Below are 18,223 nucleotides of genomic sequence, written 5' to 3' on the forward strand. Positions count from 1 at the left end.
TCGCCGTGGTTGAACCCGATATGACCGATCGCGCCACCGAAATCCTCGCCGGATCGAAGACGATCGCCGTCGTGGGGTTGAGCCGCGATCCGGCCAAACCCTCGCACGGAGTCGCCGCGGTACTGCAGGAACACGGCTTCCGCATCATCCCCGTCCATCCTTCCGCCGACGAGTTGCTGGGCGAAAAGGTCTACCGCTCGCTCACCGACATCCCGGAACCGGTCGACCTGGTCGACGTCTTCCGGCCGTCGGAGGACACCCCGCCGATCGCCGAACAGGCCGTCGCGATCGGCGCCAAGGCGCTCTGGCTCCAGCAGGGCATCGTCTCCGCCGAGTCTCGCCGGATCGCCGAAGAGGGCGGACTGGCCTATGTCGAAGACCGCTGCACGGCCGTCGTCCGAGCGGTCGCGAAGCTGTCGGTGCGTTAGAAACACACTCCCGTCCGAACCCTCGCCACGCTCGACCGGCGAGGGTTCTTTGCTATCCGTGAACAGAACGACGACCCCTGAGGTCATCCGCCGAATCGGAACGGATTGGGCCGATCCGGTGATCTTGACCGACCGGCCCGAACAGGGAAAACTTGTCCGGTGGCCACTTTGTTAAGAAACCTTCCCAACGTCGGGCCGAGCTGTTAACGTCCGAATCCGCTTAGCGGCAACAGGTGCCGACCATCGGTACCCCGGTCCAACGGAGGGGCGCAGTGGGCACACCACGAGGCCTGGATTCCAGTGGCACACTCGAGCGCGGGCTAGCGGTTCTCGAGCACGTCGGCAAGAACCAGGAAATTTCCACCAACGCGATCGCCCGGCAGCTGGGTCTTTCCCGGAGCGCCGCCTACCGCATCGTCGGCACCCTCAAGAACCTCGAATACCTCGAAGCCGATCGCGTCACCGGCCGCGTGCGGCTCGGCACCCGGCTGGTCGAACTCGGCGCCCGCGCGATGGCGGCGACCGACCTCCACCGCTGCGCGCCACGCTATCTCGCGGCGCTGGCCGAGCGGAGCGGAGAGACGACGTACCTCGCCGTCCCGGACAACGACGCGATGGTCTACGTAGCCACCGAACGCAGCGCCGGCGCCGTCACCCTGGCCTGCCGTCTCGGCACCCGCCGTCCGCAGCACGCGACGTCACTGGGCAAGGCGTGGCTGGCGGCACTGCCCGAACAGGACCGCGTCGAACGCATCCGCCGGATGAAACTCGACAGTCTCACGCTCAAGACGATCAACGATCCGGTGCGGCTGCTCGACGACCTGGCAAGGACGAGCCGTCGCGGCTGGGCCGTGGACGACGTCGAAAACGAACCGGACGTGGGTTGCGTGGCCGCCGCCGTCCGCGACCACACCGGACGGCCGATCGCCGCGATCAGCATCGCGGGCCCCGCCGGCCGGGTGCTCCGCCGCACCGACGAACTGGGCGCGACGGTGGCCGGGACCGCCGCCGCGCTTTCGCTCCGGCTGGGGTACGTCCGCGCGCAACGGGGCTGAGATGGCCCGGGGCGGGCTGTGACCCTCCGCGTCGCCGGCGGCGTTTCCGATCGTCGTGCCGCTGGTGGCGCTGGCGGTCCCGCACCGCTCGGCACGATTTGTCGGCCGCACGCCGTTCTTGTGGGCGGTGGCGCTGACCGCCGTGATCGGAGTCGTCGCGGTTGGCCGGGCGGCCTTGCCGGAATTCATGATTTCGTCTCGAACGAGAACGCGGCTGTCCACAATGGTCATCCCCGTGACGCCTTGGCCGAAGCCGCCGTCAAGGCCCCGCCGGAACGGGCTCGGGCTGTGGCCGCGGGATGGCACGAACTCCGGGTTCAAGCTCGCGTCGCGACGGCAACTGGCCGACGAGCTGGTGATTCCGCCGAAACTGTTCCGCAGGCTCGTCGACCACCTCGCGCTCGACGAAAAGCGGCGGGGTCTCGCTCACCGGCTGCTCCGGCTTCCTCGATTCCCGCGACGACCGCCTGTTCACCGTCCCGGACGGGCACGCCACGGAATTCGAGACCCTGGTGACCGTGAAGAGGCAGACCGTGAACCTGACGGCCGAGCCCGAGCGGATCGTCTTCACCGCGGCCTGGACGCCGCCCGTGTCGGCAAAAACACCGTACCTCCGTCCCCCTCCGTCGTGCTCATCTGAAAGGTGGAGAGGGAGCCGATGCAAGGATACGGTTCGCGGCGGCCGCGGGAGGCCGGCGGACGGACGAAGACGGCCTCGAAACCGGTCGACACCGTCCGCGTCCTGGTCGTGCGCTACTGCCGGGCGCGGATCGGACGTCGTTCCGGCACCTACGAAGCCGCCGACGCGATCGCGAAGGCCGGTTGCCGCGAGGTTTTCGCCGGAGCGGCCGGGGCGTCCGCGCTCCTCACGTTCGCCTACGACGTCACGCGCGGCCTCGTCGACGACTTCCACCGGACCACCACCGAACTGCCGAACCCGCTTTCGGGGTTGCCGGACCGGCAACGCGAGATCCTGGTGCTGCGGTCGCTCGTCGGGCTTTCCGCCGACGACACCGCACTGGCGCTCGGCTGCACCGTCCAGGCCGTCCGGCTGGGTCAGCACCGGGCCCTGACCGCGCTGCGCCCCACCCGCGCCTGACCCACCCCCCTTCGCAATTCGTCACCTACTTGCGCCGGATACCGGCCAGTAGGCGCGGTATCGCACGCAAGTAGGTGACGAATTGCGAGGGGGTCAGGGGGCACACTCCGCCGCGCGGTTCAGCAGAAGGGTGCGTTCGCGGTCGTTCCCGGTCATCTCCGCCGCGCGCTCGAACTCGGCGCGGGCCTCGTCCAGGCGGCCGAGCTTCGCCAAGAAGTCGCCGCGCACGCTCGGCAGCAGGTGGTACGACTTCAGCGCGGGCTCCGACGTCAGCTTGTCGACGACCGCGAGTCCCGCTTCCGGTCCGACGGCCATCGACAGCGCCACCGCGCGGTTCAGTTCGATCACCGGCGACGGGTTCAGCTTCCCGAGCCCTTCGTACAGGGTCGCGATGCGTGCCCAGTCGGTCTCCTCGCCCGTTCGCGCCCGCGCGTGGCAGGCCGCGATGGCGGCTTGTGCGGCGTAGACGCCGAATGCGCCGCCCGTGAGCGACTCGGCGAGTTCCAGCGCGGCGAGGCCGCGGCCGATCAGGAGCCGGTTCCATTTCGTCCGGTCCTGGTCCATCAGCAGCACGGGTTCGCCGTTCGGCCCGACGCGTGCGGCCGATCGCGACGCCTGGATCTCCATCAGCGAAACGAGCCCGTGCACCTCGGGTTCCTTCGGCATCAGCCCGGCCAGGATCCGGCCGAGCCGCAGCGCCTCCTCGCACAGCGCCGGCCGCATCCAGTCCTCGCCCGCCGTCGCCGAATAGCCCTCGTTGAAGATCAGATAGATCACTTCGAGCACCGACTCCAGGCGCGCGACGCGATCGGCCCCCTCCGGCACCTCGAACGGCACCTTGGCGTCACCGAGCGTCTTCTTCGCGCGGACGATGCGCTGCGCGATGGCGGTCTCCTTGGCGAGGAACGCCCGCGCGATCTCGTGCGTCTGGAGGCCGCCGATCATCTTCAGGGTCAGCGCCACCCTGGCCTCGGTCGACAGCACCGGGTGACAGGCGGTGAACACCAGCCGCAGCAGATCGTCCTCGATGTGGTCGTCGAGCCCCGCGGTGAAGTCGGGTTCCTCCTCGAACTCCTGCTCGCGGCCGATCTCCCCGAGCTTCCGTTCATACCGCTCGGTGCGCCGGAAGGTGTCGACGGCCCGGCGTTTGGCCGTGGTCATGAGCCAGGCACCCGGATTCCTCGGCACGCCCGACTCCGGCCACTGCTCGAGCGCGGCGACCAGCGCGTCCTGCGCGAGTTCCTCCGCGAGGCCGACGTCGCGCGTCATCCGCGCGAGGCCGGCGATGAGGCGGGCCGACTCGATCCGCCACACCGCGTCGATCGCCGAACGAGGGTCTGCTGTTGCCGTCACGCCGACCAATCAACATCGTCGGCGTGACGACCGCAACCACTAGTTCGCCTCGGCCCGCTCCCGCAGCTTCTGCTCGTGTTCGACGATCTCGGGCGTGGCGTTGTCGAAGTCCTCCAGCTCGGCGACCCGCCGGATCTCGATCTCGCCCTCGCGGAACGGCGCGCGCTTCATCCACTCGATGACCTCGGCCTTGTCCTTGACCTGCAGGATCCAGAAACCCGCGATGAGTTCCTTGCTCTCGGCGAAAGGCCCGTCGACGACCCTGGCCTCGGCGGTGCCGGAATACTGGATGCGGACGCCCTCGGCGCTGGGGAGCAGCCCTTCACCCGCGAGCATGACACCGGCCTTCACCAGCTCCTCGTTGAACTTCCCCATCTCCTGCAACTCCTCGGCACTCGGCTGAGCGCCGGCCACGTCGGTCTTCTCGTCGCTCTTGACGATCACCATGAACCGCATCGTGAATCTCCGTTCCCGGCGGGGCTCGTCCCCTGCCACATCAACGCGTCGATCGGGCACCCCCGGTTTCGACACGGTCCCCGAACTTTTTTCCGCGAGTATTCGAGCAGCCGGAAAACCGCAGGTCAAGCCCGCATGGGAGAATGCCGAACCGTGTCCGCACTCCCCGAAACCCTCCGCTCCGCCCTCGACGAAGAGCTGGGCAAGTACCCGCAGAACAGGCTGACGCAGTCCGTCGAGCGGCTCTCCACGCGCTACCGCGAGAACAACCCCGCGAGCGCGCCCATCCTCTCCTCCGAAGTCGACATCGCGGCGTACGCGGGCTATCGGATGCCGGCCACGTACGCGGCCGTACACGCCGTTCTCGCCGAAGCCGCCCTCCGCGCTCCCGGGTTCGCGCCGCGCACGCAGATCGACGTCGGCGGCGGGACCGGTGCCGCCATCTGGGCGGCGGCCGACGTGTGGCCGTCACTGGAGGAGAGCACCGTCGTCGAGCAGGTACCGGGTGCGATCGAGCTGGGCAGGCGGCTGGCGGGGAACGCCGGGGGCAAGGCGGTCCGCGGCTCGACCTGGCGGCGCGGCCTGATCGATCCGGCCGCTCCTGCCCCGGACGCCGATCTGGTGACCCTTTCCTACGTCCTCGGCGAACTGCCCGAGGCCCGGCGGGCCGACACCGTCCGCTGGCTGTCGGCGAAGGCCGGGATGCTGGTGCTGATCGAACCCGGCACGCCCGCGGGCTACGAACGGGTCGTCGAGGCACGGGATCGGCTCGTCGAACTCGGGCTCTCCCTCGTCGCGCCCTGCCCGCACGAGGGCGCGTGCCCGATCCCGCGCGGCCGGGACTGGTGCCACTTCTCCGCGCGCCTCCCGCGCACCGGCCTGCACCGTCAGCTCAAGTCCGGGACGCTCGGCTTCGAGGACGAGAAGTTCTCCTACGTCGTCGCCTCACGCGCGGCGCCGGACCGGGCCGAAGGCCGGATCCTGCGGCATCCGGCCAAACGCAAGGGCATGGTCAGCCTTTCGCTGTGTGCCGAAGCCGGGCTCACCGAAACGATCGTCACCAAACGGCACGGCGAGGCCTACCGCGCGGCCCGCGACGCCGAATGGGGCGACGCCTGGCCCAGCCGCTGACCAAGTGAGCGTGTCGCTGGGTTTGGCGTCGAGCCGGACGACGCGTGTTTCCAGCCGTAACTCGCGTGCTTGGAGCCGGATCTCGCGTGCTTGGAGCCGGATCTCGCGTGACTGGAGCCGGTACGCCTCCAAGCACGCGAGTTACGTCTTCGAGCACGCGAGTTACGCCTTCGAGCACGGGGCTTCACGGACCGCGCCGCGCCGAATTGCCGATGACGGCGAGCAACGCGCCGAGCGCCGGATTGTCGTTGCCCCGCCGCCACACCAGTTCGAGTTCCGCCGGGCGGCCCTCGACCCCGCCCACCGGGCGGAGCACGACACCCTCGAACCGCAGCGCCGCGGCCGCGGCGGGCACCAACGCGACACCGAGGTCCGCCTTGACCAGCGCGAGGACCGTAGGCACCTGGCAGGGGTACTGCGTGTACTCCGGCAGTACCCGCGCGGCGCGGAACACCGCCACGAGCAGATCGTGGAGGTACCGGTCCTCCGACGGCGAATACATGATGAACGGTTCGCCGTCGAAGTCGCGGACGTCGGGATTCTTCTTGCGCCGCGCCAACGGATGCGCGGACGGCAGCGCGGCCAGCAGCGGCTCGCGCCACAACGGCAGGCTCACGACGTCGGCGCCGGTGACCGGCGGCCGGATCATGCCGAGATCGATCCCGCCCGACGGCAATTCCTCCATCTGCGCCGCCGTCGCCATTTCCCGCAACACGAGATCGACGCCCGGCACTTCGGCGTTCGCCGCGGCGATGACGCGGTCGAGATACGAATAGGCCGCGGTGGCGGTGAAACCAAGCGTGACGACGCCGGCTTCACCTTTCTTCGCGCGGCGGGCATACAGCGCCGCCTCCTGCGCCGAACGCAGTATCTTCCTTGCCTCGGCCAGAAAAACCCGTCCGGCGGGTGTCAGCCGGACCATGCGGTGCGTACGGTCGAAAAGCTCGACCCCCAGTTCGCGCTCCAGCAACTGGATCCGCCTGCTCAACGGCGGCTGGGTCATCGAGAGCCGCTCCGCCGCCCGGCCGTAGTGCAGTTCCTCGGCCACCGCGACGAAACTCACCAGCTGCTCCAGGGAGAACACCCATCCAGTCTAGATATCACCGGCGGGCGGACAAGCGCCGAATCGATATCGTTCAGCGCGGGATTTCCACCGTGCGGTCGACGATCCCGGTCGCGACGGAATGAATCTTGCGGTTGTTGCTCCGCGCGTAGGCGCGCAATACGCCGAACGCGTCGTCCACCGAAACCCGGAGCCGTTCGGCGAGCACGCCTTTCGCCTGTTCGATGATCACCCGGCTGTTCAACGCCGTTTGCAGCTGTGCGGTGATCGTCTCCTGCCGGTGCAACAGGCGGTGGTGCAGGATGCCGATCGTGGCGATGTCCGCGAGTGCCTGTCCCAGCCCCAATCCGGCGTCGTCGAGCGAAGCGGGGCGGGTGTCGAACAGGTTCAGCGCGCCGATCACCTCGTCGCGGCGGCGCATCGGCAACGCGTACACGGAGCGGAAATCCGCGTCCTCCGCCGCACGCGAGAACTTCGGCCAGCTCGCGCCCGCGCGCGTCAGATCCGGGCAGACCACCGGCTCGGCGTGCCGGTAGCAGTCCAGGCACGGCCCCTCGGAATTCCGTAACTGGAACAGTTCGAGCATGCGGGTCCGCTCGTCGGACGCGGCCACCATGGTGAGCGTGCCCTGCGCGTCGGCGAGCAGTAATCCGGCGGTGCGGACGCCGAGCAGTTCGACACATCTGAGCGCGAGCAGGTCGAGGAACTCGATGAGGTCGAAATCGTCGACCAGGGTGTCCGCCAACTGCACGAAGGTTTCGCCCAAGCCCGCCGCGAGGTCGGTCATCGTCTCTGCTGTCTCCTTAGGCACACGTCCGTCACACCCGGGCCGGAAGGTGATCCGGCGCCGCACCACGTCCATGACGACCTCGTCCGGTTTCCGGCCATGGGCGCAGGCGTGGGCCCGCAAGCGGGTGAGCGCGTCCACCAGCCCGAGGTCGAGCTGGACCGACACCAGGCCGACGGCCTGGTGCACCCGGTCGTGGTGGCCGGTGAACGCGCGATCGATCACTTCGGCGAGGCCGGGCCCGTCGCCGCCGAAATCGGCGACGGCGAGGGCGAGCACCGCGTCGGCGCAAACGAGTGCCTCCGCCTGTCCTTCCCTCGACGGGAATCCGGCGAGTTCGCGACAACAGTCGACGACACCCAAGTTGATCGCACCGGCCTGAATCGGCACCGCGATGATCGATTTCACCCCTCTGTCGATCGCTTCGGGCGCGAACATCGGCCATCGGAGTGACGTCTCCGAACTGGTCACATCGGTTACGACGAGGAGCATACCGCCGCGCACCACTTCCCATGCCGGGCCTTCGCTCAAGGTGAACTGCAGATCTTCCCGTTCGCGGCTGCGTTCGCCGGTGGCGAAGAATGGCTCGGTGAAACCTGCGCCGACAGCGAGGAGAGCTCGGCACCGGCCCGCTTCGAGGACGGTTCCGCAGACGACACAGGCGTGTTCCGCGGAAACCGCCGAATCGGTTTCCGCGGCGAGGAAACGCATCTTCGCCCAGACCAGCGCGGCGCGCGCATGCCGGTGAAACCCCATTGCGCCTCCTGGCATCGAACGAACCCACCGGGGCCGGGGCGAACGGCGCGGACGAGTCGCCCACGCACACCTCACTCTCCCATGTTCTCGTCCCTTTGCCGCTGCCTCAACGACTTCTCCGGCACCAATGCCGTAGTCCGAAGGGCCGAACGGGCGACCCGGGCGGCGGTAATCGTCCGTTCGGCCGGTAGCGGCCCTCCGGTTCACCCCTAGGCTGGAACGCGAGACCGCTCGTCCTGGCCCTCGGCGAACGGCGCTCGACAGCGAGCTCTGGAGGGGCCATGTGCGTTCGCATTCTCGAAACCCGCGCCAAACGGGGGAATCCCTTTCTCCGGTTATTGGTCCGTATTCAGCTCAAGACGTCGCGGCGCTGAGCGCAGGCGCGCAGCCTGCTGATCGCCCGGTGTTTGGTCACCCGCACCCGCGACGACGTCGTCCCGAGCGCCGCGGCGGTCTCGTTCGACGTCAATTCGCCGATCACCCGCATCCCCAGCACTTCCCGGTGGGAGACGGGCAGCATCCGCATCAGCCTGCCGAGCCGGACCCCGAGGTCGGCCCGCAACGCGCGCTGCTCCGGTTCGTCGGCGGCCACCGCCGGACGTTCGGGGAGCTCACCGGTCAGCACCTGCTTGCTCCGCGACGCCTTCCGGAAGGCGTCGGCGACCTTGTTCGCCGCGATGGCGCGCAAGAGGAACAGGAAGGAACCGCCGCGCAGGCCGTGCCCGGGGACCGCGACGAAGACCGCGAGGCAGATCTCCTGCGCCACGTCGGCCGGTTCGAGACAGGTCAGCTCGCGGCCACCGAGGCGGGTCTCGGCGTACCTTCGCGCCCACGCGTCGACGGCGACCATGAGGTCGTCCATGCCGTGCGGCTCGCCGGCCGCCACCGCCGCGGCGAGGTCGTCCCAGCCGGCAGGGGAGATCCACGCCTCACCGCCGGTTCTTCGCATCACAAAATCGTCGTTCACGTCCCGCTCCCCACGGATGAGAAATCCGGCCGCCGGGGTCCAGGGCGGAACGCGGACAACGGTAGCCGAGCGGACCGGCCACCTCAATCGACGAAAGTCCGCGACAAAGTGTCCGCCCCTTGGCAAAACCGGACAGATTTCCACCAGTGGTCTGGACATCTCCGGGCCCGGCGACGTAACTTCCCGTGCTGAGACCCCTCGCCAAGGTCACCCCCAGGCCGGGAACGCGCCCCCGGCCGCCATCCGCAAGCACCGCCGCGGCGCGTTCGCGTTCCGCGGCGGGATTCCGCCGAGGAGTGAACTGTGCGCATCCAGGAGAAGATCCGGCGAGTCTTGACCGCGTTGGCGGTCGCCCTGCCCCTGGTCACCGGAGTTTCGGCACTTTCGGCACCCAGCGCGGTCGCCGACGGCCCCGATCCGCTGCCGTTGACCGTCACCAACAATTCGAACCGGTCCGACGCGGTGCACCTCTACGTGCTCGGCACGAACCTCGAGACCGGCAAACTCGGCTACGTCGACGCCGCCGGCGCCTTCAGCCCGTGGCCGCCGGGGGCGAATCCGCCGAGCCCCGCGCCGGACGTCGCGATCGCGGGCCCCGGTAACGGCGGCTCGGCCACGCTGCGGATCCCGCGGATGCTCTCGGGCCGCGTCTACTTTTCGTTCGGGCAGAAGATCAAGTTCTTCCTGACCCCGGACGGGCTGGTACAGCCGGCGCCGTGGGCCGACGGAGACCCGAACCGCGACATCCTGTTCGACTGGAGCGAATTCACCTACGACAACGGCGGGCTGTTCATCAACAGCTCGCAGGTCGACATGTTCAGCGTGCCGCACGCCGTCGGGCTCACCAACGGGGCCGGTGCGAACAAGGAGACCGGACGGCTCAAGGCGGGTGGCCGCGAGGCGATCTTCAACGCCGTCCGAGGACAGTCCGGTTTCTCGAACCTGGCGTACAACCGGCTGCGCGTCCTCGCGCCGGGCAAGGGGCTCGACACCGGCAAATTCAGCGGGACCTACCTCGACGGCTACGTCACCAGCGCCTGGAACACCTACAGGTCGACCCCGCTGACCGTGGTCCCGTTCGAGGCCGAACCCGGCAAGAAGTTCACCGGCCGGACCGGCGGTGACGACGTCCTGCGGTTCACCGACACCTCGGGCGCGACGGTGGCGTCGTTCGGCAAGCCGAGCACCCGCGACGTCTTCAACTGCGACGGGCGGCTGCACGCGCCGAACGACCAGGTCGTCGGCCCGATCGCGCGGACGCTGTGCGCGGCGCTGCACCGTTCGACCCTCGGCTTCCTGCACACGCAACCGACCTACGACGCGGGCCAGTTCTACCAGCGGCCCGTGACCGACCACTATTCGCGGATCGTGCACGAGCAGATGGTCGACGGGAAGGCGTACGGATTCGCCTTCGACGACGTCGGGCACTTCGAGTCACTGGTGCACGACGGTGACCCGCGCACGGCGCGGGTCGTCCTGACCGCGTTCTAGCTCGTGCCGTGAGCGGCAAGTCGCGTTGGGCAGCGCCTGGATCGAGTGACAAGCGCACGATCCAGGCGTTTGCCCGGTCTCCCGCGGGGGTCGTGAGTGGCGAATAGGGTTCTTGAGGGGTAAGGCAAACGTGTCCGGACGCCGAAGTCTTGAATGGCGTGATCGCCACAGGGATCCGGCGCGTACAGGGGACTTCGAAACGGGCCTCAGTGCCCGATCGGATGCTTTGCGTAGCCGCGCGCCGGGGTCGTGAGTGGTGAGGACGGTCAGGGTCCAGAGTGTCTTGGATATCCACTGCATTCCGGCTTCGGCAGGGGTGAGGGTCGGGTTTCGTCGGCTGTGCCGGTGCGCCTGGAACGGACGGAGGTACATGAAGGCCCCCTTCCTTGCGCTAGGCGCAAGGAAGGGGCCTTCATGTACTCCCGCGAAACAGAACCACGGCGGCGGCATAGCGGGCACTGGGATTCGGTTCACCACTCGAAATCCCGAATCGTCACTCATGACGCCTCAGCGTGTCCCGCTCCCGATCCGCCAGGCCGACATACCGATCCCGCTCGGCTTGAGCGAGAACTTCGGCGGCTCGGGAACGCGGAGGCGCTCCAGCTCCTCCGGCGTGTACCGCACGCATTTCCGGTGCCATTCCAGGATTCCGGCCATCCAGTCCTTCAGATTGTCCGCGTACCTGGTCAGCATCGCGCGGACGTCGTCGTCGAGTCCGAGGTCGTCGCACATCCGCGGCAGATCCTCGTCGGCGAGCTGCTCGAACTGGTCCATCCGCGCGTTCATCAGCCGGGCCGCGACGTCGCGGGCCTCGATGCGGTCGACTTCCAGGAAGCGCTCCACGACGTAGACGAGATTGTGCACCTCGCCCTCGTATTCGATTTCCTTTTGATAGGAGAAGAGATCGTTGGTGAACGTCGCGTAGTCCTGGGCGGCGGTGTCGAGTTCGAACAGCACCCGGTTCTGGTAGATCTCCGGCGGTACGACCTCGCCGAGCTGGAGCCGGGCGAGGCTCTTCGTCAGATCCGATCCGAACGTCCGCCGCCGCATCTCCACGTAGTCGACCGGATCGGGGACACGGTTCTGCGCCTGGTTCGCCACCTCCCAGACCCAGCTCGCGGTCATCCTCTCGACCGCCTGCCGGAACTCCGCCCGCGCGGACGGGGTCAGTGGCCCGGCGGTGCGGTTCCACAGGTCCGCGAGGCCGCGTTCGACCGGATTCGACGGCTTCGGTATCGGCTCGCCGTCGAGTGGCATGAAGAGGGACAAGCGGTCATCGCACAGTTTCGCGGCGACGGGATCCCTTCTCATCCCGAACACCAGCGGAAAGTAGTCGTCGCCGTAAGTGCCCCAGGTCAGCCAGTCCGACGACAGCTTGAGCTGTTCGAGGTCCGCGTCGGCGTGGATCATCGCGGCGCAATGCGGCAGGTCGATGCCGCGCATCCGGCGCTCGTCCCAGATCCCGCCGTCCCCGAACATCCCCATCGCCCGCGCCCAATCCGGCGCGTACTCGCGGGCGGCGGCGAGGTGCGGGCTGGTGCGCACGGGGTATGGCATGCGGAATTCCGGCAGCGGCAGAGGCCCCACCTTCGCGAACGGCGGAGGCGCCTGCTGCCGCACCCGCTGGACCAACCCCAGCCGGTTCGGCGAGAGCCGCAGCGATCCGGTGCCGAGCCCGCTCGGCCCGTTGGCGCCGGACACCGGCCCCTCGTTCATGTACCGGCTCGACCGCGCGTGCCATTCGTGACCGCCGGACTGCCAGTCCTGCAGGCCTTTGACGTACCGCCCGACCGCGATCTGTTCGGCCAGCGAGACGTCGTGTTCGGCCAGCAGCGCGGGCACTTCGACGAGCGCGGTGTTCTCGAACTGCTGCAGCCGCGAGGTCAGCAGGTCGTTGGTGAGTTCGGCGGCCTCCTGTGTCGGGCGGTCTAGGAACTTCTCGAAGACGAGAACGGCGTTGGAGTTCTCCCCTTCCTCGCGTACTTCTCGTTGGTAGGAGAAGAGATCGTTGCGCAGGTGGACGGCGTCGGCGAAGGTGTCGCGCAGCACCTCCATCGGCCTGGTCGCCGCGATCCTGTCCGGCACTTCGGCGCCGACGGCGAACTCGATCAGGTTCGCCGACCACGGCGCACCGCCGACGCGACGACGCATCTGGACGTACTCGATCGGGTTCGCGATCCGGCCGCGGTCGATGTTGTCCAGTTCCCAGAGCGATTCGACCATCAGGTTGTGCGTACTGGTGACGAAGCGCCGTCGCCAGGCCTCCGACATCGAGGGAATGGTGCGCGCCCAGAGGTCTTCGAGCCCGGCTTCGGCGGGATTCCCCGGTTCCGGAGAGGTTTCTCCCGGCCCGGTCATGAACAGTTCCAGCCGGTCCAAATACGCTTTCGCGCCCTCGGTGTTCCGGGTGTACTTGAATTGTGCGAGAAAATCGTCGTCGAAGAAGAACACCCAGACGTACCAGTCCGTGACCAGATCGAGGGACGGCCCGTCACAGTCCGGATGGGTGTGCGCGCAGAGCAGCGCGTAATCCATTTTCGCGAGCGCCTGCTCCGTCCAGACGACGTCACCGGACGGCGCCGGTGAATCGAGCATGCCCATACGCCTGGCCCAGGCCATGCTGTGCGTTCGCGCCGCTTCGACGTGCGGATTCATCCTGGCCGGATGCGGCACGTAGAACTCGGGCAAGGTGAAAGCCTGCATCGGCGACTGCCTCCCGCGGGTGTCGGACATACCCCGACGTTTCCAGCCCGCGCGGTACCGGGCAACGGCCACCCGAGCGATTCGGTGTGCCATGGAGTGAATCAGTCCCAGATGGACGCCGAATCGACATACGGCGCGAGCAATCCGCTCAATACCTCGTCACCGTCGCCGTGCAATTCGTCCTCGGCGATCCGGCGGGCGACGCCGGCCAGGAAATCGGCGGCCTGCACCCGCGGATCCGTCCGCGAATCCACGAACTCCACCCCGGCCGAACCCGGGCTCGACTCGATCCTGGCGAGCCGTTCGCCCGTGAGCGACGGTTGTTCGTCGTGGACGAGGAAGACCTGTTCCCCGCCCGCGCTCCAGTACTCGACGGCGCGAAGGATCGCGGGCACCAGCGGATCGAGGGGCTTGGCGGCACGCGCCTCGGCGACCTTCGCCCGCAGTTCCGCGGTGTCCCCGACCATCGCGAAGAACGATCCCGCCGCCGGATCCCGGCGGTTCCTGGTCCGGAGCACGTCGTTGAACGCGGCGAGCAGTTCGTCGTCCGGCCGGACCCCGGGGCCGACGAGGGCGCGGAGTTCGTTCGCCAGCAGCAGCTTCTTGTCCACGAGGTACACGTGCGCACGCCCGTGGACCGGGCCGAGCGGACCGAGGAACCATTCGAGCACCCGCCGGTGCTTCGTGCGGAGAAGGTGGTTGGCCTTGTACTCGACCGCCGGCGAGCGGATCCCGCGCCGCAGTTCGGCCAGGCAGTCCGCGGCCTGTTCGGGACTCAGCCGGACTCCCGCGTGCGCGAAGACGTCGGTCTGCCCGCCGATCAGTTTCTCGCCCTCGGATCCGGACTCGTCGCAGGCGATCTCCAGGGGCACGCCGCGCATCGTGCCCGATCCCGGCGGTGTCCGTCGAACGGGTTACGCGGGCTCGGGCAGCGGCGCACCGGTCTCGAGCAGCGTCTTGAGGCTCGACAGGATCGACGGCCAGCCGCCCTCGACCATTTCCAGCACGGTGCTGCCCCGGTCGAAACCGTCGTGCACGACGGTCAGCTTCACCGTGTCGCCGACGGGTTCGAGGTCGAACGCGACCTTCGACCGGGACTCGGCCCGGAGCTTCGCCGACACGTCGTCGTCGAGCCCCACCGACTCGGCGAACTCCGGGGTGAAGGTGTGCCACGTGTAGGACAGCCGCCGGTACGGGTCGGACTCGAGGATGACCTGCTCGGGGTCGTCCAGCCGCACACCGTGCTGCTCCCAGGCCATCGTCGACCCCGGCTTCCAGTCCGAAGTGAACTCACAGCCCCAGTACCGCTTGGTGAAGGCCGGGTCGGTGAGCGCCTGCCAAAGCCGCTCCGGCGTCGTCCTGAGGTAGCTGGTGTACACGAATTCCTCGGTGCTCATGGGTTGCTGCTCCAATGCCTTCTTGAGGTCGGCGAGCGCGTCGACCCGGCCCTGGTGGTACCGGTCGATCCAGCGCTCGGCGATCGCGTTGATCGGCTCCGCGTTCACGAAATGCAACTTCTCGCGGCCGCGGCGGACCGTGGTCACCAGATCGGCCGCTTCCAGCACGGCCAGATGCTTGCTGACCGACTGCCGCGCCATGTCCAGCCCAGCGCACAGCTCGCGCAGGGTCTGCCCGTTGCGCGCGTTCAGGTCGTCGAGCAACCGGCGCCTGCTCGCGTCCGCCAGCGCTTTGAAGACCTCGTCCATACCTCTCCCTCACATGCAGCCTGGTGGCTACCTGTTCACGTTAGGCAGCCACGAGGCTGCATGTCAACATGTCCTGTTGGGAATTTCCCCCTACTGGCTGATCGCCCCGCACGCTGGAGCTACGGCCACCTCACTACGCTCGCCTGACGCCACAGGGCCGTCAGGAAGGGACGGGATGGCCATCCCGCGCACGTTGTACCGGGAACCGAACCTTCCACCATTCCGGGCACGGTGAGCACATTTCCGGCGACACGATCGAACCGGAGAGTGAGCACGGCGGCGCGGACGCTCCCGACCACCGCGATGGCTTCCGATCCAGAGAAGGTGTGCAGGCGAAGTCGCCGGGCTCGTCAGCGCGGTCGGCGAAGCGTTGCGGTCGAATAATTTCTCGGCGCCGGCGATCGTTCGAGCGCCGAACTCCACTGCGAGCGGCCACGCAGCTACCTGCCGGGCGGTACCCGGTCGCCGTCAGCCGCAGCGCTATCCGTCCCGTCGCCGGCGGCTGAACAAACCACTTCCTATCCTGGCGAACCGGCCACCCTGTTCCGGTTGTTGCGGTGTCGGCTGGAACGCGCGGTATCGCTGTTTGGTGACGCACAGGATGACGGCGTGCATGAACCTTTCGCGGTCCGGCACCTGTACTTCCCAGCGTTCGTCGGTGCGGGTATTCCACAGCACACCCGATCGGTGGCCGCTCATCACCAGGTAGAGCGCTAGCTGAAGGAACATGGCGCCGTCGAGTTCGGAGACGAACTTGAGCTCGAAGACCTGGCCGTCGTGCACGGCGTCGGCGACGCCCACGAACGTGATCGGTGTCGCCGCCGGTGCTGCGACGGCCGTGCCGGAGAGGTCCATCGGTACCTGTGCCGCGCAGTCGCGGGGAAGCTGTGTCGCCAATCGTCTGGTCAGTGCGTCGCGAACATCGCCGCTGACTTTTCGGGTGACCTGTTCCGCGTAGCGCATTTGGTCGGTGTCGACGGCGGTCAGCAGTAGCGAGTTGTGCCAGGGATCGTCGGTCAGCTTGCCGCGCAGCTGCTTCGCGATCGGTTTGGGGTTCAGTATCACCTCGAGGGTGGGGTTGTATTTGTCGAAGAAGACCGCTTCCTGGTAGTGCCCCACCACGGGAGAGAGGTCGATCAGCCCGTCGACGCGGTCGATGTTGATCTCTTCGCCCGTGCCGTCGTCGAGGCGTCGCCTGTCGAGCAGGTCGACGCAGGCTTGGAGATTTTCCGCGTAGGTGAAGTCGAAGCAGTCCGATGCCAGCATCGGTTTGTCATACTTGGGTTGTTCGTCGGTCTGTAGTCGCGTGAACCGTTGCACGGGAATGAAGCCGATGCTTTTGGAGTGCCGCTGAGCGTGTTTTGCTCGTACGAAGACGACTTCGTGCTTTCCGCGGGAGGCCGCGACCAGGAACACGTTGCGCATGACGGCCATGTCCACGTTCGGGAAACCGCAGCGCATGTCCCACATGTCCTCGTCGTAGTCGAACACCACGCTCACGGGTCGTTCCAGCCCCTTGCTGGAGTCGAACGTCGTGAACACCGCGGTGTCGTCGCTGTAGGTCACCGCGGTGTCGCTGTCGCGGATGGAGGCGTAGACGGTTTCCTTGTTGAAGATCTCACCATGATCGCGTTCCAGGTGATTCAACGCCTCGGCCATCTGGCCGTTGCGCCTGCCCAGGCACAGCAGGTCACCGGGGCTCTTCGCTTTCATGAAGTCGAGTGCCTTGTGATAGGAGACGTACCGGATCGTTTGCGCGGGATTGACCCCCACCACCGGTTTGTTCCATGCTTCGCTGAGCAGCGCGCCGAGTTCCCGGCCGGCCCGGAAGGACTGCGTGAACGGCAACAGCTCGGCCTGCCGAGTGATCTCTCTGGTGAACCGCTGTACGTCCAGCGTGGTGTTCGAGTGCACCTTTTGAGCCAGGTCACCGACCAACACGGTCTGCATGGACGGGTTCAACGACTTGATGTTGCGCAGCAGCTGCGCGTATTCCTCGTTGATGTCCTGGTACTCATCGACCACGAGCAGGTCGAACGCGGGGAACTGGGCCGAGAGGCTGGGGAACGCCGCGTTGAACCGTCGGATGGATTCGTCAAGACCGCACTTGATGCCCGCCTTGATCAGCGACGGATACACGATGCCGTGGTAGTTCTGCACTTTCGCGTGTTTCACCCGGCGTTGCGCATCGGCTTTCAACAGCTTGCTGTAGGTCAGGTACAGCACCCGCCGGTCCCGGCCCACTTCGGTGCACAGCGCCTGAATCGCCGTGGTCTTGCCCGATCCCACCGTCGCGTCGACGATCACGTCCTGCCCCGACCGCACCGCGTCGATCATCCGCCGCTGTTCGCCACTCAACGACACGGGTGGCACCGAGGCGGTGCGGACAGGACTCCCCCGCCGAGCTGATGTCCGGTTCGGGCTCGTGGCGGCGGCGAAATTCGGGTCGGCCGCCAGTTGACGGCGCAACACCGCCTCGGCATCGGTGCGCAACGCCGGGCGAAGATCCGGCGGCAGCAGCACCTTGCACCGTGCCTGCAGCGCACCGGGCGTGCGCTGCAACGTGCCCGCCAGCACTTCCAGCCCCACACCGCGCCGAAGCCCGTCCAGCAGCGTCGCGATGTCCGTCGCCGACCAAGCCGCGCCCGCACGGCGCGGCGCAGATCCGGCACCCTCGTTTCGGTTCCCCGTGGTCACTTCGTCACGCTATCGGCAACCAGTGACAAAATCTGCCGGTCTCACGAACAAAGGGCCCATCGCGCTTTGGGTAGTCCCACGCGAACTTCGGCCCTACTCGCAGTCCGGCAGCCGACCTGCCGACAACCCGTTCAGGCCCGAACCCCACAACAGGAATCCCAGCTCGACAGCCACTGACAAAAGCACCACTGGAACCGGTCGGCTCCATCCTGCGTGCGGCGGGACTTCCGGGCGAGATGTCGGAACCCGGCGGATATCAGCGCCGTGACCAGTCCGGTCACCAGCAAGAACCACCCGATTCCCTGGCCACGGGAGGCGACGATGCCGATGCCGGCCACCACCCCCATGACGGCCATCAACGCCGTGGTCACAGCCCGCCAGGTAGAGGGCGACCGGTTGTCCGAGTCCTTCGTCGTGTCGGCTCCCAGGGGCTCTCGATACCCGGAAACGGCTTCCGTCGATCCTGGGAAGCGTTCACCCCATTCGGCCGAACCGATGGATCGGGATCGACCCCGCGGTCAAGCGAGCACT

15 protein-coding genes are annotated in these 18,223 nt (G+C 67.7%); 5 read left to right on the forward strand and 10 right to left on the reverse strand.

Going from position 1 to position 18,223, the window contains the following annotated elements; translation table 11 throughout:
- Window positions 1-20: 20 nt before the first annotated feature.
- The 3 genes from P3102_RS33740 to P3102_RS33750 all read left to right on the forward strand — a co-directional run bounded on the left by P3102_RS33740 (window position 21) and on the right by P3102_RS33750 (window position 2,582).
- Window positions 21-428, forward strand: a complete 408-nt coding sequence (locus P3102_RS33740; RefSeq protein WP_276364708.1) for a CoA-binding protein — start codon at window positions 21-23, stop codon at window positions 426-428.
- A gap of 272 nt (window positions 429-700) precedes the next feature.
- Window positions 701-1,483: an IclR family transcriptional regulator gene (locus P3102_RS33745; RefSeq protein WP_276364709.1), complete on the forward strand. Its 783-nt coding sequence runs from the start codon at window positions 701-703 to the stop codon at window positions 1,481-1,483.
- A gap of 658 nt (window positions 1,484-2,141) precedes the next feature.
- Entirely contained in the window at window positions 2,142-2,582 is a 441-nt protein-coding gene (locus tag P3102_RS33750; protein WP_276364710.1) for a sigma factor-like helix-turn-helix DNA-binding protein, read from the forward strand.
- A 93-nt stretch (window positions 2,583-2,675) separates the two neighbouring features.
- Here P3102_RS33750 and P3102_RS33755 read toward each other — a convergent pair whose 3' ends face one another.
- Entirely contained in the window at window positions 2,676-3,944 is a 1,269-nt protein-coding gene (locus tag P3102_RS33755) for an RNA polymerase sigma factor (protein ID WP_276364711.1), read from the reverse strand.
- Between the two features lie 30 nt (window positions 3,945-3,974).
- Window positions 3,975-4,391 carry a YciI family protein gene (locus tag P3102_RS33760; protein WP_276364712.1) on the reverse strand — a complete coding sequence of 139 codons (417 nt, stop codon included), beginning with the start codon at window positions 4,389-4,391 and terminating at the stop codon, window positions 3,975-3,977.
- Between the two features lie 153 nt (window positions 4,392-4,544).
- Here P3102_RS33760 and P3102_RS33765 point away from each other — a divergent pair, with 153 nt between their 5' ends.
- Window positions 4,545-5,522, forward strand: coding sequence for a small ribosomal subunit Rsm22 family protein (locus P3102_RS33765; RefSeq protein WP_276364713.1), 978 nt, complete (start codon window positions 4,545-4,547; stop codon window positions 5,520-5,522).
- A gap of 184 nt (window positions 5,523-5,706) precedes the next feature.
- Here P3102_RS33765 and P3102_RS33770 read toward each other — a convergent pair whose 3' ends face one another.
- The 3 genes from P3102_RS33770 to P3102_RS33780 all read right to left on the reverse strand — a co-directional run bounded on the left by P3102_RS33770 (window position 5,707) and on the right by P3102_RS33780 (window position 9,077).
- Window positions 5,707-6,606: a LysR family transcriptional regulator gene (locus P3102_RS33770; protein WP_276364714.1), complete on the reverse strand. Its 900-nt coding sequence runs from the start codon at window positions 6,604-6,606 to the stop codon at window positions 5,707-5,709.
- A gap of 52 nt (window positions 6,607-6,658) precedes the next feature.
- A complete protein-coding gene (locus P3102_RS37875) occupies window positions 6,659-8,128 on the reverse strand; it encodes a GAF and ANTAR domain-containing protein (RefSeq protein WP_346660151.1) in 1,470 nt (489 codons plus the stop codon).
- A 349-nt stretch (window positions 8,129-8,477) separates the two neighbouring features.
- Window positions 8,478-9,077, reverse strand: coding sequence for a sigma-70 family RNA polymerase sigma factor (locus P3102_RS33780; RefSeq protein ID WP_276364715.1), 600 nt, complete (start codon window positions 9,075-9,077; stop codon window positions 8,478-8,480).
- Window positions 9,078-9,398: 321 nt separating this feature from the next.
- On the opposite strand from P3102_RS33780, the gene P3102_RS33785 reads away from it, so the two are divergent.
- Window positions 9,399-10,586, forward strand: coding sequence for a glycoside hydrolase family 64 protein (locus tag P3102_RS33785; RefSeq protein ID WP_276364716.1), 1,188 nt, complete (start codon window positions 9,399-9,401; stop codon window positions 10,584-10,586).
- A 507-nt stretch (window positions 10,587-11,093) separates the two neighbouring features.
- Here P3102_RS33785 and P3102_RS33790 read toward each other — a convergent pair.
- The 5 genes from P3102_RS33790 to P3102_RS33810 form a co-directional block, all read right to left on the reverse strand.
- Entirely contained in the window at window positions 11,094-13,289 is a 2,196-nt protein-coding gene (locus P3102_RS33790) for a germacradienol/geosmin synthase (protein ID WP_276371477.1), read from the reverse strand.
- 101 nt (window positions 13,290-13,390) lie between these two features.
- The gene (locus tag P3102_RS33795; RefSeq protein ID WP_276364717.1) at window positions 13,391-14,170 is read right to left on the reverse strand and encodes a DUF3800 domain-containing protein; all 780 of its coding nucleotides are present in this window, start codon (window positions 14,168-14,170) and stop codon (window positions 13,391-13,393) included.
- A 33-nt stretch (window positions 14,171-14,203) separates the two neighbouring features.
- On the reverse strand, window positions 14,204-14,995 hold the full coding sequence (locus P3102_RS33800; protein WP_276364718.1) for a metalloregulator ArsR/SmtB family transcription factor: 792 nt from the start codon (window positions 14,993-14,995) through the stop codon (window positions 14,204-14,206).
- Window positions 14,996-15,475: 480 nt separating this feature from the next.
- Window positions 15,476-17,692, reverse strand: coding sequence for a DEAD/DEAH box helicase family protein (locus tag P3102_RS33805; protein WP_276364719.1), 2,217 nt, complete (start codon window positions 17,690-17,692; stop codon window positions 15,476-15,478).
- A 131-nt stretch (window positions 17,693-17,823) separates the two neighbouring features.
- On the reverse strand, window positions 17,824-18,063 hold the full coding sequence (locus tag P3102_RS33810) for a hypothetical protein (protein ID WP_276364720.1): 240 nt from the start codon (window positions 18,061-18,063) through the stop codon (window positions 17,824-17,826).
- Between the last annotated feature and the right edge of the window lie 160 nt (window positions 18,064-18,223).

The organism is Amycolatopsis sp. QT-25 (genome assembly GCF_029369745.1).
Classification (GTDB): Bacteria; Actinomycetota; Actinomycetes; order Mycobacteriales; family Pseudonocardiaceae; genus Amycolatopsis.

Coding starts and splice junctions, on each gene's coding strand:
- P3102_RS33750 (WP_276364710.1), top strand. CDS start 2,142: ATGCAAGGATACGGTTCGCGGCGGCCGCGGGAGGCCGGCGGACGGACG.
- P3102_RS33780 (WP_276364715.1), bottom strand. CDS start 9,077: ATGCGAAGAACCGGCGGTGAGGCGTGGATCTCCCCTGCCGGCTGGGAC.
- P3102_RS33790 (WP_276371477.1), bottom strand. CDS start 13,289: ATGCAGGCTTTCACCTTGCCCGAGTTCTACGTGCCGCATCCGGCCAGG.
- P3102_RS37875 (WP_346660151.1), bottom strand. CDS start 8,128: ATGGGGTTTCACCGGCATGCGCGCGCCGCGCTGGTCTGGGCGAAGATG.
- P3102_RS33795 (WP_276364717.1), bottom strand. CDS start 14,170: ATGCGCGGCGTGCCCCTGGAGATCGCCTGCGACGAGTCCGGATCCGAG.
- P3102_RS33800 (WP_276364718.1), bottom strand. CDS start 14,995: ATGGACGAGGTCTTCAAAGCGCTGGCGGACGCGAGCAGGCGCCGGTTG.
- P3102_RS33740 (WP_276364708.1), top strand. CDS start 21: ATGACCGATCGCGCCACCGAAATCCTCGCCGGATCGAAGACGATCGCC.
- P3102_RS33760 (WP_276364712.1), bottom strand. CDS start 4,391: ATGCGGTTCATGGTGATCGTCAAGAGCGACGAGAAGACCGACGTGGCC.